At 31.1% G+C, this 14,957-nt stretch carries 22 protein-coding genes; 2 read left to right on the top strand and 20 right to left on the bottom strand.

What is annotated here, in order from left to right; all coding sequences use genetic code 11:
* Positions 1-56 precede the first annotated feature (56 nt).
* The 13 genes from MHB37_RS12375 to MHB37_RS12315 form a co-directional block, all read right to left on the bottom strand.
* Positions 57-1,229 (bottom strand): AAA family ATPase, encoded by a 1,173-nt coding sequence (locus MHB37_RS12375; protein WP_405169371.1) that lies wholly within the window; start codon positions 1,227-1,229, stop codon positions 57-59.
* 96 nt (positions 1,230-1,325) lie between these two features.
* Positions 1,326-2,465 (bottom strand): hypothetical protein, encoded by a 1,140-nt coding sequence (locus tag MHB37_RS12370; protein WP_405169370.1) that lies wholly within the window; start codon positions 2,463-2,465, stop codon positions 1,326-1,328.
* A gap of 185 nt (positions 2,466-2,650) precedes the next feature.
* The gene (locus MHB37_RS12365; protein ID WP_405169369.1) at positions 2,651-2,836 is read right to left on the bottom strand and encodes a hypothetical protein; all 186 of its coding nucleotides are present in this window, start codon (positions 2,834-2,836) and stop codon (positions 2,651-2,653) included.
* Between the two features lie 168 nt (positions 2,837-3,004).
* Positions 3,005-3,391, bottom strand: coding sequence for a hypothetical protein (locus MHB37_RS12360; protein WP_405169368.1), 387 nt, complete (start codon positions 3,389-3,391; stop codon positions 3,005-3,007).
* A 293-nt stretch (positions 3,392-3,684) separates the two neighbouring features.
* Positions 3,685-4,050: a LytTR family transcriptional regulator DNA-binding domain-containing protein gene (locus tag MHB37_RS12355; RefSeq protein WP_405169367.1), complete on the bottom strand. Its 366-nt coding sequence runs from the start codon at positions 4,048-4,050 to the stop codon at positions 3,685-3,687.
* Between the two features lie 80 nt (positions 4,051-4,130).
* Positions 4,131-4,265 (bottom strand): AgrD family cyclic lactone autoinducer peptide, encoded by a 135-nt coding sequence (locus MHB37_RS12350; RefSeq protein WP_405169366.1) that lies wholly within the window; start codon positions 4,263-4,265, stop codon positions 4,131-4,133.
* Positions 4,265-4,798 (bottom strand): accessory gene regulator B family protein, encoded by a 534-nt coding sequence (locus MHB37_RS12345; protein WP_405169365.1) that lies wholly within the window; start codon positions 4,796-4,798, stop codon positions 4,265-4,267. The genes MHB37_RS12350 and MHB37_RS12345 overlap by 1 nt, the downstream gene beginning before the upstream one ends.
* A complete protein-coding gene (locus MHB37_RS12340) occupies positions 4,779-5,426 on the bottom strand; it encodes a hypothetical protein (RefSeq protein ID WP_405169364.1) in 648 nt (215 codons plus the stop codon). Before MHB37_RS12340 ends, MHB37_RS12345 begins: the two co-directional genes overlap by 20 nt.
* Positions 5,427-5,529: 103 nt before the next feature.
* Entirely contained in the window at positions 5,530-6,543 is a 1,014-nt protein-coding gene (locus tag MHB37_RS12335) for a hypothetical protein (protein WP_405169363.1), read from the bottom strand.
* Positions 6,536-7,846 (bottom strand): DNA sulfur modification protein DndB, encoded by a 1,311-nt coding sequence (locus MHB37_RS12330; RefSeq protein ID WP_405169362.1) that lies wholly within the window; start codon positions 7,844-7,846, stop codon positions 6,536-6,538. The genes MHB37_RS12335 and MHB37_RS12330 overlap by 8 nt, the downstream gene beginning before the upstream one ends.
* A gap of 69 nt (positions 7,847-7,915) precedes the next feature.
* Positions 7,916-8,698, bottom strand: coding sequence for a hypothetical protein (locus MHB37_RS12325; protein ID WP_405169361.1), 783 nt, complete (start codon positions 8,696-8,698; stop codon positions 7,916-7,918).
* Between the two features lie 31 nt (positions 8,699-8,729).
* Complete coding sequence (locus MHB37_RS12320) at positions 8,730-9,152, bottom strand: hypothetical protein (RefSeq protein WP_405169597.1); 423 nt, start codon at positions 9,150-9,152, stop codon at positions 8,730-8,732.
* A 270-nt stretch (positions 9,153-9,422) separates the two neighbouring features.
* Complete coding sequence (locus tag MHB37_RS12315) at positions 9,423-9,719, bottom strand: hypothetical protein (RefSeq protein WP_405169360.1); 297 nt, start codon at positions 9,717-9,719, stop codon at positions 9,423-9,425.
* A 521-nt stretch (positions 9,720-10,240) separates the two neighbouring features.
* On the opposite strand from MHB37_RS12315, the gene MHB37_RS12310 reads away from it, so the two are divergent.
* A complete protein-coding gene (locus MHB37_RS12310) occupies positions 10,241-10,471 on the top strand; it encodes a helix-turn-helix domain-containing protein (protein WP_405169359.1) in 231 nt (76 codons plus the stop codon).
* Between the two features lie 33 nt (positions 10,472-10,504).
* Here MHB37_RS12310 and MHB37_RS12305 read toward each other — a convergent pair whose 3' ends face one another.
* Positions 10,505-10,894: a type II toxin-antitoxin system PemK/MazF family toxin gene (locus tag MHB37_RS12305; RefSeq protein WP_405169358.1), complete on the bottom strand. Its 390-nt coding sequence runs from the start codon at positions 10,892-10,894 to the stop codon at positions 10,505-10,507.
* Between the two features lie 249 nt (positions 10,895-11,143).
* Between MHB37_RS12305 and MHB37_RS12300 the strand changes: the two genes are divergently transcribed.
* Positions 11,144-11,650: an RsfA family transcriptional regulator gene (locus tag MHB37_RS12300; RefSeq protein ID WP_405169357.1), complete on the top strand. Its 507-nt coding sequence runs from the start codon at positions 11,144-11,146 to the stop codon at positions 11,648-11,650.
* A 70-nt stretch (positions 11,651-11,720) separates the two neighbouring features.
* Here the strand turns inward: MHB37_RS12300 and MHB37_RS12295 are convergent, their stop codons facing one another.
* The 6 genes from MHB37_RS12295 to MHB37_RS12270 all read right to left on the bottom strand — a co-directional run bounded on the left by MHB37_RS12295 (position 11,721) and on the right by MHB37_RS12270 (position 14,883).
* A complete protein-coding gene (locus MHB37_RS12295) occupies positions 11,721-12,287 on the bottom strand; it encodes a type II toxin-antitoxin system PemK/MazF family toxin (protein ID WP_405169356.1) in 567 nt (188 codons plus the stop codon).
* A gap of 125 nt (positions 12,288-12,412) precedes the next feature.
* Positions 12,413-12,853, bottom strand: a complete 441-nt coding sequence (locus tag MHB37_RS12290) for a hypothetical protein (protein WP_405169355.1) — start codon at positions 12,851-12,853, stop codon at positions 12,413-12,415.
* Positions 12,854-12,990: 137 nt separating this feature from the next.
* The gene (locus MHB37_RS12285; protein WP_405169354.1) at positions 12,991-13,392 is read right to left on the bottom strand and encodes a hypothetical protein; all 402 of its coding nucleotides are present in this window, start codon (positions 13,390-13,392) and stop codon (positions 12,991-12,993) included.
* Positions 13,393-13,455: 63 nt separating this feature from the next.
* Positions 13,456-13,671 (bottom strand): hypothetical protein, encoded by a 216-nt coding sequence (locus tag MHB37_RS12280; RefSeq protein ID WP_405169353.1) that lies wholly within the window; start codon positions 13,669-13,671, stop codon positions 13,456-13,458.
* Between the two features lie 42 nt (positions 13,672-13,713).
* Positions 13,714-14,316, bottom strand: coding sequence for a hypothetical protein (locus MHB37_RS12275; protein WP_405169352.1), 603 nt, complete (start codon positions 14,314-14,316; stop codon positions 13,714-13,716).
* A gap of 27 nt (positions 14,317-14,343) precedes the next feature.
* Complete coding sequence (locus MHB37_RS12270) at positions 14,344-14,883, bottom strand: hypothetical protein (RefSeq protein WP_405169351.1); 540 nt, start codon at positions 14,881-14,883, stop codon at positions 14,344-14,346.
* Positions 14,884-14,957 lie beyond the last annotated feature (74 nt).

Genomic DNA, 14,957 nt, shown 5'->3' with positions numbered 1-14,957 from the left:
CTTTATGTATTTTTATTGATTTAACCATGAAATCTGTCTTTCATCAACTCTATGTATTAAGCTGGTAATTGGAATTTAGTAATAAAATCTACTGCTTTGCCCAACGCCTCAACATCTACTGACTTATTATAGTTAGCCATGCCTAGAATTTTTTTGAATTCAGGAACAATATAATCAGTGAGTTGATTGTCAGTGAATCTGATTTTTTGATTGTTAATCTGTGCGATCAGTTCTTCAACACTCGCTTTTGCTTCTTCTTGTTCTGCGTACTCTTTTGCCTGTTCATCGCGTTCCTGAGCTTGTTCCACCTTAAGATCATCAATGCTTTTTGTAGTCTTTCGTAGTTGACCTTTTACAGCAGTCTCGAATACTTTAAGAAAGTTTTCAGCGCTATATTCAACTGGATCTGTTGGCAAGTCAGTGTAACGTCCACCAGCGATAGATATGTACTCTGTAGGACGGAAAACCATAACTGTACGTGTTTCGTGGAAGTTTGTTCCTTTCTCACGATTCTTTTTATCTTTAATGTTGTCACTAACCTCAGCCCCTGTTTTATCAAGAACAGACACTTCATTAAACAAACAAGCGATTAAACTGGCCTGTGATTCAAAGATTTTTCGTCCTGTTGCATGCATCATCAATTCGATAGAATTGTATTTTAAACCATTATAGAGAGTCGTTTCTTTTTCCTTTGTCCATGCAAGAGACATTTTGCCATATCCTGCGTTCTTAAGAGCATCAAATGGTTTCGCCATTTCTTCTGCTAGAGCAGTGTATCCATTTTCTTTTTTATCTGAAGCTTCATTTATGGCTTGAAGAGATACAATGTTTGGGACTCCATATTTCTTAGCTCTATCTCGTAGCACCCATGCTGTAGCAGCATCAATACAACGGTCAGCTGTATCAATCCCCAATAATTTTGTTACTCTGCCTTCATTAGCCTCCTTCACAAGTCCGGGGACTACTTGCTTTTTGAAAAATTCCCATACCTTCCACAACTCTTCATCTGATCCCTCTTTGTGGATTGGTATCATATTGTCAATCTCCCAAGTTTCATACCCCGCCTCAAAAGCGAGTAATAGCACATCATCTGGATTAGCATAATGTAATTCGGTTGCTTCTTTCCACAATCTTGTTTTGCCCGTTTTATAAGAACCTACAACTAAAGAATCAATACTGTGTAATTCAACTTTTGGTGTATTTGTAGTGACTTTATTTCTCCAACTCATTAATAGAATCTCTCCCTATAATATATGATTTTGATTTTGGCCTGTGTTTTTAACCACAGACCACTAAATTTCATTACTGATCTATTTACTTACAACTCAGGCAAATGGGTCATTATCGTTATTACTTGTTTGTGAAAATGGATCTGTTACTCCAGCAGATTTTGCAAAAGGATCTGTCGTATCAAATGGAGAATTATTTGTTGCAGCTACCGACTTCTTAAACTCTTCTTCAGTCAACAGTTCACGCATGAGACTGTTAGCAACATACCCTGTGACCTCAAGACCTTTTTTATCTCCATTTGTTACACGCTCTTGACGAATTACACGTTGGGTATCATCAACATCAGCAAAAGGATCTGAAGACAGGATAACTTCTTCTACATCAACATAGGCAAAAGTAGCTCGATTGTTATCTTGACCAGTCACTTCAATAAAGTCATATGTATTCAGTGAAGAAAATGCATCAGCAAGAGACTTTTTGCCTTCCGTAGCCTCTGTTTGGTATACAATAAGTTCAACATCTTTAGGCTCAGAGCGTTCGATTCCGTTTGTTAGAACGACTCCTTTAATCGTTGTGTTTCCACTTTCACTATCTTGATATGTAGTATTTATACCAACTTGCATACTGTATTTATTGACCTCGATAAAGTCTGGAGACTTAAAGTCGCACACATAATTAACTACTTTGTTATCAACTTTAATATCTTGTGCTTTACCATCGATAATAACTTTTCCATCCAAAATCGGATTTACAAAAGAAATTGTTCTCGATACTCCTTTAATTGTTTGTCCATCTTCTGTAGTGAACTCATATGGAGTATATTTACCTTTCACTTCCACCCAAGCATCTGTTTGAACAATCTCTTTAATTTTATCAATTCTATCCCACTCAGGATCAATCAGGTGATATGAATCATCTGGATACTTTTCTTTTGCAAATCTTTCAGCCCATGCGACTTTGGTAGAATTTTTATGCTTTCTGCTGTATGGGTAAGCGAATGGTTTTTCTTTGCCTGTGAGTTTAACTTTTAATTCATTGCTGAGTGCTGTTTCGATGATAAAATGAATTACTTTCTTTTTACCTTCATCTTCAAACTTGAAGAACGGAACATCTTCCCAACTATCTGTATTTTTGTCTTTTTCTTTAATCTGCTTTACTTTTCCAATGAAATGAAAGCTGCTTGCAAATTCTTTTCCACCGTGATTGTTGTTCTTTTTAATTTTATAATCTGCCATATGTATTTAATATCTCCCTTTTATATGTTTATTTTTAATATGTTTATCATTATAATTATGATACAAACATATTAAAGGGAGGACTTCTTGGTTCATTCTTGATCCAAACCACCACCTTTCAGTATTGTAGCATCTATAACCTCACCTACGTAAGCTATATATTCAACATGCTTTCGCATGGCGTTTTAATAATTGAATGGATTTCCATCTCTATAATCAGTTATATTCACTTTGCCTCCTGCTTCGTTATACTCCTCTAGCATTCGTTTAATACTGTCTAGTACTTGATTACATGCTTTTTCACTAGGATTCTGAGATGTATTGTGCAGAATGTTTCCCAAACCATTCATTATGTATTCTAAATAATTCACTCTGTTCACCTCCTATGTCTTGATAAAATTATTATTTCACTGTAACTTGCCTACTTCATCATAATATAACTTCAATCATATATTGTCAATACTTTGTTTATGTTTATTAATATAATTATTTTTAATAATGCCGAACCTATATTTAAAGCTCGGCAAGGCAAGTAAATTCTACAGGTGTAAGAGAAAATTCATATATCGTATGTCGGATGGTTGCTTGCTATGTATTAGAAAGATTTGCTCCGGATCATTTATAGTTAATAAACTTAGTTTAACATCATTTAATGGTTCTTGAAAAAGCTTCTCTAACGTTTTTTTATCATTATTATTATAGTCCAAAATAAAATCGTTTACTTTTTTGTAGCTATATTTATGTATATTTTCCTTTCTTAATTTCAAAAGGTTTCTATTTATTGTTTTAAGATCGAGACCTTTATTTTCCTCTACAAAAAAATATCTTTGTTCCTGTTCTTGAGACGGTAAAAGAAATTCAATTGCTGCCATTAATTCAACTGCTTTTTTTGTGATACCCAAAGTATCAAATAAATCATCACTCATGTCTTAATCCCCTTTTGTATTAAAGAATGCAAATTACTCTTAATAAGAACTATATATAAATCTTACAATCACACCTAAAATTTAACAACATATTTACATAGACTATGAAAATATGTTGACTCTAGATCAAATATGGGAATGATTGCTAAAATTTGTCGTCAATTGTCGATTCATGGTTCAAACTAAGAACTAATGTTCCCCTTTTGTTTGATTATAGTACGGATTGAAGAAACAAGCAATAATTAACATATAATATTATTATATTTTTTGTGTATTTTTATTATTAATGTTTTTTATTTTAATAGTTCAGAAAGATATTTCTTTATCAGCTTATATTTAGCTACAGTAACTGTGACAAAAACGCTATGATCTCTCTCTAAATATATCTTCTTTTCATTGTGATTAATCTCTGTTTTTTCATTTAGTCTTGCCATCATTCCTCTGTCTGTCTGAATAAAGTTATCACTATTCAATAAATATATTATTGGTTCTGTTCCAGTACAATACACATATTCACCATTATCTGTATAAAATACAGTCTGTGACTTACCGCTTTTTGTCTCTGTTTTTACAATATTAATATCATTAGTATGTAACCATTCTGGAGTATCTGCTGTCTTGTTGTTAGTTCTCTTAAATACCATAATTTGCTTACTCATCAATACACCTTCTTTATCGAACTTCATCTCCCTGCTTGTTATGGCAAGGAGATTCATTCATTTTTTAAGTATGTACGTTCTTATTTTTTCATGCTTTGCGGCACTGATTCTTTACCTAGCCACAACCAACTAGCAGTCGTAGTTGTTTCAACTACTGCAATAAACGACAATAGTGCTCCAAGACCAGTAATAGCCTTCAAAGAAACCTTTTTCATTACTTTTCACCTCCTTTAAAATGAATAATTGTCAACGCCTCTGCAAAAAATCCAATAGAAACGTAAATGTTATTTATATAAAAGTTGATAGAGATTAAACAGAATCCTATTAACTTAAATAAAAAAAAGTACTTTTTATTTACTAGTGTCGTATCATCAATATTGTGAGGAGCATAAAAAATAACCAAAAGTAAACTTCCGATATTTATAAAAACTGAATACTCTGCTATTGATCCTCCAATTAATGTTAAAACAGTTACGAGTGCAACTGAAGCAAATACACATAGCTCCGATGATTTTATATGATACCCACCAATAAATCTTCTCAATAAAGCAAAACTGAATGCTACAAGAAAAACTTCATAAAATCTTTCTATTGCTAAGCCAACAAAAACAATAAGCAGAATAGTTAGAAAATTTGTTAAAAGAAATTTTATAGAATACTTCATTACATCTTCTTCAGGCATGTTCTCATATTGAGACAGTTTATTGCTTGCAACATTACTTATGCGTTCAATCAAATCTACCAGCAACCTCTCCTTTTATTCCTATAAACAACAAGCATATAAAAATCACTAACAGAAGAGATATTCCCATGACCATATTGTTTATATCGAAGATAATGCCTGTAACTACAATACTTAGACCAAAAAGCATTATTATGGATATATTTTTGTAAGATAATTTAAACCTCATCGATGGAGTATATAGTGCAAAAGTAAAACCAAATCCTTTAATATGTAAAAATCGTCCTATAATGATAAGCAGAATTGAATTTAAGAATTGAAATGAATACCGCAGAAGATCGTTGTTCTTTATACTATCAAAAGTAAGATTGGTAAAAAGTGTTGGGATATAAATTAATAGTCCTTGAATTATCAAACAAAAAACAAAACCGAATATTGTTACGAATATAGAATATAAAATCGATACTTTAAAGATAAAAACTAGAAATAATAATAGTAATAGCATTATAAGTAATGGGGAAACATCAGATAGAATGCTTTCTTGAAAATAATAAGTTGATATAGAAATAAAAATGTTAGCAATTATGACCGCTTTAATATGCTCTTTTGTTGATATCCTAAATAAATTAAGTATTAAATATAAGATTGAAAAGCCTTCTATTACTGAAAATACTATGTATAACAATCCATCCATAATTAATTCTCCTTTTTATTAATAAACATATACAACTTATATTTTTATATTACCACGTTTTTCCGTGAAGTCAACCCATAAAATAAAAAAAGAACAAGTTTTTTCAACTTGTTCCTTTACCGTATATTTTTTCAATTGTTTTAACATTCAAGAAATCATTTTTTTGTCTGGAAATGTTGTAATACCCCAAGCTATTCATCTTAATATCAAATCTTTCACAGATAATATCATATTCTTCTTTCTCTAACTTTCCTCTGTCCTTGTATAGCTTATAAGCATAATATAACATCCCACTGTTCCTAATGTTGGTAGCCGTTAAATGCGGCTGTCCCATCCAATCAGCAACTAATCTAAGCTTTCTTAGTACTAAATGAGAGTCCGCTTTACCTAAATATTTCACTCCCAATGCGGCTGCTCGAAAAATATAGTCATTTTCAACTAAGTTAATTATATCTGATTTGTTATTAGGAGACGGGTTTCCATTGTTTTTATAGTATATTTTTTTCTCAAATGTTTGAATCAATAATTTAATCAGTGTAGAGTCACCATCTAACATCAAAACTCGCTTTTTTTTATGTCCTTCATCGATATCATTGGTTAAGATGAGTCTATTTTCATTTTCGTTTATGTCATGGATGGTTAGATTTAATAATTCCGAATATTTTTTTCCCATCAATCCTTCAAATAGACATTGTATAACAGCAGCATCTATTCTATTAGTTAATCTGCCAGTGATATCATCTATATCATCTTTCGAAAATATTAACTCATTTGATTTATCAATAAATTTTTCTAAATACTCTCTGTCTATAAGTGTACTCAGAGGGTTAAAGTTATCTGTTCTTAGTCCCTGCTCAATTGCCCAGTCTATGTACACTGTAATAGGTGATGTTGCTGATTGAACAGAACTCAGAGTTGTAGGAGCTAGATAATTGATCAATAACTCTATCTCAGAAATGTTGAAATTATATAAGTCTTTACCAAACTCTTCTTCAAGAGAAGATGCCCTCTTTAAGACACGTGAATATGCCTCTCTTGTATTGAAAGTTCTGTCTTTTAAAAATCTTTCTTTTTGCTCTTTATTATACAAATAATCATTATACGTCTGATTAGACATTGGTTCCACCTCTTGACTCAAAATATTCAATTATGGCATTTCTAGTCTTCTTACTGTTTAATCCTCTTCTGTTTTCTAATAATTCGGCTAAAATACTGTCTTTGAAGTCAATTCCATCAACATATTCCTTTATGTCTTTCAAATCTCTATTTTCATCTTTGAACATTTTTGCAATTTGGACATAACCTATAAACATCAATGGGTGATTAATTTTAGTGTTTCTGTACTCATTAGGATTTAATTTGAATTCATCCAGATAATAACTAACTAAATATGCAAAGAAATCAATTAAATAATCCGAAACTTCTCTTTCTTCAATAGATGTTCTGGGATTAAAGATTCTATCTATTGCATCACTCAAGATATCAAACGTAGTCAATTGTCCTGCTATTTCTGATATTGCTGAAGCGGAAGCAATTCTTCCAGTCAATTCTGATTTTCGCTGAAGATTTTTGACTATTTGATCAGAATATTTTTCTGATTTTAATTCTTTCAATCTCTCAGGCTTAACAATATTTACAGTATTTATTTGTCCAAAGAATCTTTTGGCTGTGTCTTTGTCATAGCAGCGTATAGACAAAAACATTTGTTGAGTTAGATCTGGATTTAGCGAATGTGCTTTAATCGCGCCTTGCAATCGGTGAAAACCATCCAAAATAGATATTGGAGCTTCTTCATTTATCGTCAATATTTGTGTTTTGGAATTATAACTAATTGCCTCAATTTGTTCAGAATAAATATTAAGTGTTATCGTATCTGGCAAATATGTACCATTAAGCATATGCTTAGAAATATCTGTAACACTATCTTTATTTATCTCTGGTACTTCAATAAAACTATCCCCTCTTCTTTTAAACTTAGGAGATCTTTGAGTTTCATAATCATAAAAAATTAATTGTGAATGAAACATTTTAACAAGTAGTTTCACTTCAACTCTTGTCACATATTCTTCGTCACTCATTTTAATAACGTCTGGCAATGAAATGGGTAATTCCATATTTTCAGAAGAAGTAGTATTCTCAATATATCCCTTTGCTCCAGCTATTTCTTTGTCAGTGAAATAAATTGATGGAATCAACTCATCATCGTTCGTAACCTCAGACAAAGATAGGGTGAGCACATATAGCCTTGCCACATCTAAATTGTAGATATCTTTAGACCTAACTAGAGATTGAAATGTACCTGCTGGTAATTTATATTCTCGAAAGATCTCACTGATTTTCTCAGTAATTTTTCGATTGTGTTTTACATTATCAATAGCAGTCTTTAGTTTTTCTTCTAGTTCGATTCTATCCCTTTTCAATCGAAATTCACCTCTTTTATTTTATATATATTTTAAGTATAACATAATTATTAATAAAAATATTTTTAATCAAAGAACCTTCAAAGCATCAAGAACTATTTTCTGCGCTGTAGAAGAGTAAATAAGTTTCTTAGTAACATCCCTTAATTCTTCCACATTCAACTTTTCAACTTCCCTTACCAACTTTGCTCTTAAGTCTTTAAAACAATTGGTACAATATATCTCATCTTTATTAGATGGGGTGAATTGTTTATAGCAATCATCATTAGCACATATTCGATCCTTTGTTTTTACAGGCTTACCATAAGTTCTATAACCAGCCTTTGACATAGCATCTGACCACTGCATCTCTTGAGAAGCAAAAGACTTTCTTGAAGGTTTAATAAGTAGCTTTTCGTATTCGTTTAAAGTTGGAATATAACCAAGTTTTTTAATATTGTTTTTTAATTCCAGAATCATTTCATCAATTGAGGTGTATTGATTGTTTGCTAATTTCACATTTGCTTCTTCAGCTATCTTTGACCAACCATATTTTTTACTTATGTAATCAGATGATGGCTCTAGTTTTAATTCATCATATAGCGCAGTTGATACAAATCCATGTTCCAAATTGATTATTTTAAAATTACTTATTGCTTTAATCCTGTTCTTATTATAATTGTATTCATCTTTACTCATTACCTTAGTGATTTTTAATAATTCCACAAACTCAATATTATTCAGTTTTTTCTTAAGTGTATCCCAAGATGGTAAACTTCCCCTATTTTTATCATAAAGTTCAACTGTTAAATAACCACCAGCAGTTTTAGAAACACTTTGAATCTGTTTAATGAATTCGCTATCTAGCTTCATTTCATAGTATCTCCCATTACCATTTTTTTACTCATACATTCTTATTCGTCATGATATAAGCTTTTCCTTTATTTGTGTCAACTAAACTATCACTACTCAAAAAAACTACTTCTTTACACTTACTGCAATTCCATTTAGTTCTTTTTATTAGTGATTCTGTAGTGTAAACTGTACCACATTTACAATCAATCTTAATTATTATTACCTTACTTTCATATGCTTCTTTTAAAAACTCTACTCCTATTTTTTGTATACTTGAAATATCTTTTCTGTGTTCTGATAGTTTATTATGTACTTTAAAATCTGCAACTAATTCTGGATTTAGCCCAAAATATTCAGTTCCTATAGATGTAACAAATACAGTCTTTTCTTTAAAGTTTTCTATCCACTGATTAATTTGAAAAACAGTTAATGGTACAGTGTTTTTTATTCCACTATTTAAAGTATAAGTCATTACATAAAGAATATCTTTATCATCGCTGACCAAAAAAAATCACCTCTACAATTCAATTTACTACATGATGTCAAAAAATCAAGAAGTATTCGTAACACGAAAAAACAAAAAAGACTCTCACATATAAAATATCATATGTATTGAGTCTTTAAAATTTTATTAATTTATTTAATTTTAGATTTACAATACTAACTGTAAGTTTAAATTAGCTGGTAATTTTAATTTTTCAGAAACCTTATTAATATTTTTTTTAAATTCTATTTCTCTTTGCTATTGTGTTAGCCTAATAATTTTATTGTCTATATTCATCTGTCCTATAATTTCTACTTCATTAATACTCAAACCTCGACCACCAAGTAATCTGTTGCCCACTCTCGCCTTTAAATGATAAATGCTACCTTCTGTTAAATCCATCTCATATCGTTGCTTAGACTGCCATACATAGCTTTGTTTGTTCTCTTCAAATATATAATTATAGATTTCTGCTGGGCACATATATCTGTCAGTATAATCAACCCCATAAGCTGTATTTATAAACTTAGCGATGATGTCAGTCTTGTTGTTCATAATGATCACCATCCTTAATATATTTAACTTCCATTTTATCACATTATAACAATTTAATTTATAAAGTTTATATCTATTAGATTATCAAATTGTTGCGATATCATCAAAAAAATAAATGAGTATATTTATTATTAAATATATATTGCTCATCGTTTTTTATATACAAAATGATCTACTGTATCAAAGATTCTATATATGCAGGTTATAAAATCCATCAAACCTTCTGGATTGTTACTACTTAATTTTGTATCTTCCCATATTTCTTCTTTTGTCACTGGATGTTTGAAGACTAACTTTTGAATGCAATATCTTCCATTTCCCACTTTTGCCTACACCTCGATGTTTAATTTATATATGATAAATTCATTTAATCTGCTAAGATAGAATAGCAAAAATGTCTCTCTAACTTTCCGTTGGAGAGATTTTTCTATGTCTTTCTTTTGGAACGATTTTCGTTCCGCCACTAATATACTCTTCTTTTTGTTATGTGTCAATATCCAATATAATACAGGAGGTTTAACATGTCTTGGGTTGAAATCATGCTTGAAAATATATTAACCAGCAAAGACATAAGTAGACGAGAGTTAGCTAGAAAAACACAAATACGACCTTCTACAATCAATGAAATGTGCAATAATACTTCAAAAATGATTCCTTTAGAAAATATTGCTTCAATCTGCGTTGCATTAGAGATTGAGATATCTGATTTATTTAAATTACATAATGATGAAACAAAAAAGGAAGAGTTATAACACTCTTCTTTTTTGATAATTTCTATTAATTTATTATTGTGATCTCGAAAATGTTCTTGTTGTACTAATCATCAATGCTCTTTCTAGTTCTTGCTCATATTTCTTGGGCATATCGGTAATTTTATGAATTAGCGATCCCTTATCTATTGTAAAGTGTTGCTCAAACATTACAACACTATCTTTATGGAATCCAATTTCTTTAGCTTCCATATATACGTGGGTTGGTAATTTTGCTTTAGTCATGCTGCTTGTAATAGGGCAGACAACTACAAAGTTAGAAAATTTATTACTTCTATCATTAGATATTACTATGGATGGTCTAACTCCTCGTTGTACTGACCCTTTTGATTCGCCCAAATCAACCAAATAAAAATCAAATTGTTTAATTTCTGAAGTTTTAACTCTATCCATTACTAAACTCATATGTACCACACTCCCTGTAGAGATTTTTTTGTTTTTTATGTTTAAACCGCTTATTAATTTCTTTAATATTATGTACTTTGTATATGTTTATTATACATGTGAGTCTATAGCACTACAAGTGGAACGTTTGTTCTGTTTTTACTTTGTCAATACAATTTCATCGTATATCAATACCACTCAAACACGAGGAATAATTTGTTGACACAATGGATATAAATGGTTATAGAAACTATAATCGGAGGTTTTTTAATGAGAGAGAGAAAAGATAGTTGGAGCCAAAGCGATGACTCACTCCTTTCTGATATAGCATTAGATTACATTAGAACAGGCAAAACGCAACTGCAAGCATTTGAGAAGGTCTCAGAAGCACTTAATAGGACTCCAGCAGCTTGTGGATTTCGCTGGAACTCTACATTAAGACATAAATTTGCGAAGGAAATAGATGAAGCAAAAATCATTAGATATAGTCTAAAAGATAAATTATCTAAAAAAGTTGCAAAACAAGACGAAAACAACCTAAGTGTAATCTCAATTGACTTAGTTTTAATATCTTTACTTAATATTAAACGCGAATATGAAGAAATGAAACAAATGCTTTTAGAAAAAGAAAAAACTATTCAGGAATATGAAGCAAAAAATACACCCGACATTAAAGAAGTACTATCTGATGATATGAAGAATTTCCTTCGAATACTTGGGAAGTCCACTTTAATAGATAATTTCCCACAATCAAAAAAAGAAGAACCTGCCATTTAATCGGTCAGGTTCTTCTTCTTTATTATGTAAGTAAAATTCGTCTTTCATGTGCTTTTTATTTCGATAAAAACTAGATTGACTCTCTTTCCAGCCTTGAAGCAAGATATTCAGGTTTGAATACTAGCTGGATCACCTTACGATTCTTATTGATTAATCTTCCTATACTTATGTGAAACTCATCCTTCATTTCTTCAGTAGCATTTTTTATATTATAGTTTTTATTGCAAGCAACATTGTATGCCTTAATCCAATAAGTAAAAGATTCTTGATAAATACTCAGCGTTTCATCGCTAATACATTCATTAAGAAACTTTTTTGATTGTTCTAATATAAATTCAGGAACACAACCTAGGATTTCTACAATGGTATCATGTAAAATCACATCAGGTTTATTGCTTCTTATGTAGCTCCGTTTGGTTAATCCGCAAGACCTGTGATCCGGTTCAACGTGGAACTTCTTCTTTCTCTTACCTTTGGCTCCTGTTATGGGTAATACAATATAATCATTGTAGCCTTCTATAGCAGATTTGCTATTTGAGATGATTAAATATGGACGATTCTTATTCGATCTCTTATCATAGTGCTTCACAATCGTTCCTGCCTTATGTCTATCTACTCTATTAAATTGATACACCATAAAAATAATCACCCATTCTCTTTTTGAGTAACGCTAGATTATTAAAGTATAAACTCAAAATTAAAAAATTGGTACTTATAAGTATAATTGCTCACGAAATCTACATTTCATTGGGGTATCATTTTTTAAAACTTATTACCTCTTCGATATGAATCCATAGAAAATTCTCTAAATGAGCCATATTCGCTAATTAAGCCACCTTCAATATAGCTATTTCCAATTTCCCATGCATTTTCTTCCATAACTTCAGCGTAACCATCATTGTGGAAGTAAAAACTATTCTTTTCATAATCCAAGATATGTCCAACTTCGTGTGCAATCAAGATTTTAATAAGATTTTCAATTGTGGAGACACCCGCTTGTGCTGCAAATAATTGATTATTAAATGATTTTGTAATTTCGTGAGGATCAAATACCACCGTTTTTGTAGGAGCATCCGCTTCCATCTGATACCCCTCTCTCAATTTTTCTTCGTCAATTCTTATATCTAAACCATTTTTCTCATTAAAAGTCTTCATATATTTTCTTACAAGTTTACGTACCTCGCCAACATGGGTGCTATTCACATTGTTTCCCCCTGTAATTATTTATATCTATATAAGACTTGCATTTCATATACTTAAGTTTCGCACCACTAACCATCTAACTTACCCACAACTTATTGCGATTGAAAATCTCTTAGTAATTGAGTAAAATCAAAAGGCTAGTTTGAGCAGAAATCTGTAGCGAATTTCCATGCTTGAGCTTCTTTCATATTAGTCAGTTGTGTTGCAATTGTATTACCAATAGTGTTGAATTCAGCACTTGGTAGAAGGTGATGGCCATACGCTGCATGACCAACTTCATGTAAAAATTTTAATACGATTGATTCATCTGGTGTTTTGGCATTTCCATATTCCGCTTTTGAGTAATTCCGCCAAAATGTTGATATCTCATTTACATAGATTATGCTTTCCACATGATCTATATAGCTTCTATTTACTTTTTGATCATTAACAAGGAACACAGATTTAATACTGTATTTTGCAGCCAAATCAGACCATGATTGTGGTGCATGTTTCTTGTTAGACATTTTTAGCAAATGCTGTATTTCATTTGCATTCATTAGGTTCACCTCTTAAATAGTGTATATTTTGATAAAATAGCCATTTCATCTGCCTTACGAAGTTTAAAAATTGTACTTTGGCAGTTTCACTTCACCTTTATCACTATCCCATCCAAGAGTGAAAACCGTATGTTGATCTCGTTCTACAGGATGGCCACTGTCAGTCGTATGAATATTAAGTAAAATCCAACCCTCGCTAATGTATGTATTAGCCTCTTTAAAAAATTGGGTTTGATGTAGGTGAGCGATTTTCTCCAAAGCTTTATTATCTTTCTCCACTTTCCCCACTCCATTTCAATTTAAAATTATGAAACAGTCATTTTACTTTGATTTTCTGATAACGTGAAATGTCTTTTCCTTGTTTACTGAAACGTCAATATCAGCAATAAGATCATTCAATTTTTCTTGAATTTCTAATGTAGACTCTACAGATCCATCGCTAACACCATACAATTCACTAAATAGCTTTAAAGGGATGCTTTGGTCAAGTTTTGAACTGGGAAACACAATAGTGTTTATCATTCCTATGGGCGAAGATGTTTCTTTAAATTCGCTCTTTAAACTATCTAGACTAAACACTCTCAAAAAACCATCTTCTGATTCCCCACCAAATACGATTCCAAATTTAAGGCCCTTTAAATTGGATTTATAAGATTCATACCAAGCTTTTACTTTCTCTTTTGATACTAGCCTCTGGTTTTCGTTAATCAACGTTTCGACCATTTTTGACTGTTCGATAAAGTCTAGTGCCAAATGTACAATTCCAACAATTGAATAAAACACCTTTTCTGTAGGCACAGCAATTTTCTCAGCCTCTTCATCGATGATTCTTCCGTATTCACCGTTTGGCAATACTTCAATTGCTCTTCTGTCTGCAACAATAGTTATGAACTCACTACCAACAACAACTGACACAAAGCTCATCTGAAAGAACACTTCCTCATAAAATAGTTATTTCGTTACCCTTAGCAAGATTGAATTCATCCAAAAGAAATTGTTTATTTTACTTTCATGTTCTATTTCTATCGCTGCTTTCTTAAGAGTGAATTTAAAATCATCTCCTCTCAATAAACCTCTATAGTACATCCTCTCAAGTTTGAGTAAATTAATCCATCTCAATCTATGCTTTTTGTTCCGACAGCCTTGATACGCTTTGTTTGCATTTAGAGATATTTCGGGTGACATTGGTCTTTCGAACTCTATATGTAACAAGTGAGTATCTATATATTTTTTCATGGCTGAAAGTGTATCCGTGGTAGTTGAGTCTTTCAGTTTAAATATTGTCAGCAACACTAATTGATAAATAGAATAAGAAAATACAAAGTCTTTAAAGAAACTCAAAGCTGTATTGTCTTTAAATCCACCAATCAATAAATTAATCAGAATAGAACTAATAATAATTTCCATAAAAAATAGTAGATAGTGTTTTAAAATATAAACAAAGTTACTTTTATATTTTTTTGCTGAGACAAACACTAATAGTACAATCATAAAAATCAACACATATAATAGGTTCTTGTATGTAGAATTTATATTCTTGTCCTCCTAGGTATTATTTAATTGAA

The organism is Paenibacillus sp. FSL H3-0286 (assembly GCF_045040705.1).
Lineage (GTDB): Bacteria > Bacillota > Bacilli > Paenibacillales > Paenibacillaceae > Paenibacillus_AQ > Paenibacillus_AQ odorifer.
Note: the sequence above shows the minus strand (reverse complement) of the source record. Positions and strands in the feature narration are given on the sequence as shown.

Excerpts from the sequence above, each read along its gene's own strand:
- MHB37_RS12285 (WP_405169354.1), bottom strand. The coding sequence starts at position 13,392 with ATGAATGCAAATGAAATACAGCATTTGCTAAAAATGTCTAACAAGAAA.
- MHB37_RS12325 (WP_405169361.1), bottom strand. The coding sequence starts at position 8,698 with ATGAAGCTAGATAGCGAATTCATTAAACAGATTCAAAGTGTTTCTAAA.
- MHB37_RS12270 (WP_405169351.1), bottom strand. The coding sequence starts at position 14,883 with ATGATTGTACTATTAGTGTTTGTCTCAGCAAAAAAATATAAAAGTAAC.
- MHB37_RS12275 (WP_405169352.1), bottom strand. The coding sequence starts at position 14,316 with ATGAGCTTTGTGTCAGTTGTTGTTGGTAGTGAGTTCATAACTATTGTT.
- MHB37_RS12360 (WP_405169368.1), bottom strand. The coding sequence starts at position 3,391 with ATGAGTGATGATTTATTTGATACTTTGGGTATCACAAAAAAAGCAGTT.
- MHB37_RS12305 (WP_405169358.1), bottom strand. The coding sequence starts at position 10,894 with ATGAGTTTAGTAATGGATAGAGTTAAAACTTCAGAAATTAAACAATTT.
- MHB37_RS12295 (WP_405169356.1), bottom strand. The coding sequence starts at position 12,287 with ATGGTGTATCAATTTAATAGAGTAGATAGACATAAGGCAGGAACGATT.
- MHB37_RS12320 (WP_405169597.1), bottom strand. The coding sequence starts at position 9,152 with ATGACTTATACTTTAAATAGTGGAATAAAAAACACTGTACCATTAACT.
- MHB37_RS12300 (WP_405169357.1), top strand. The coding sequence starts at position 11,144 with ATGAGAGAGAGAAAAGATAGTTGGAGCCAAAGCGATGACTCACTCCTT.
- MHB37_RS12375 (WP_405169371.1), bottom strand. The coding sequence starts at position 1,229 with ATGAGTTGGAGAAATAAAGTCACTACAAATACACCAAAAGTTGAATTA.
- MHB37_RS12310 (WP_405169359.1), top strand. The coding sequence starts at position 10,241 with ATGTCTTGGGTTGAAATCATGCTTGAAAATATATTAACCAGCAAAGAC.
- MHB37_RS12335 (WP_405169363.1), bottom strand. The coding sequence starts at position 6,543 with ATGTCTAATCAGACGTATAATGATTATTTGTATAATAAAGAGCAAAAA.
- MHB37_RS12340 (WP_405169364.1), bottom strand. The coding sequence starts at position 5,426 with ATGGATGGATTGTTATACATAGTATTTTCAGTAATAGAAGGCTTTTCA.
- MHB37_RS12370 (WP_405169370.1), bottom strand. The coding sequence starts at position 2,465 with ATGGCAGATTATAAAATTAAAAAGAACAACAATCACGGTGGAAAAGAA.
- MHB37_RS12350 (WP_405169366.1), bottom strand. The coding sequence starts at position 4,265 with ATGAAAAAGGTTTCTTTGAAGGCTATTACTGGTCTTGGAGCACTATTG.
- MHB37_RS12315 (WP_405169360.1), bottom strand. The coding sequence starts at position 9,719 with ATGAACAACAAGACTGACATCATCGCTAAGTTTATAAATACAGCTTAT.
- MHB37_RS12355 (WP_405169367.1), bottom strand. The coding sequence starts at position 4,050 with ATGAGTAAGCAAATTATGGTATTTAAGAGAACTAACAACAAGACAGCA.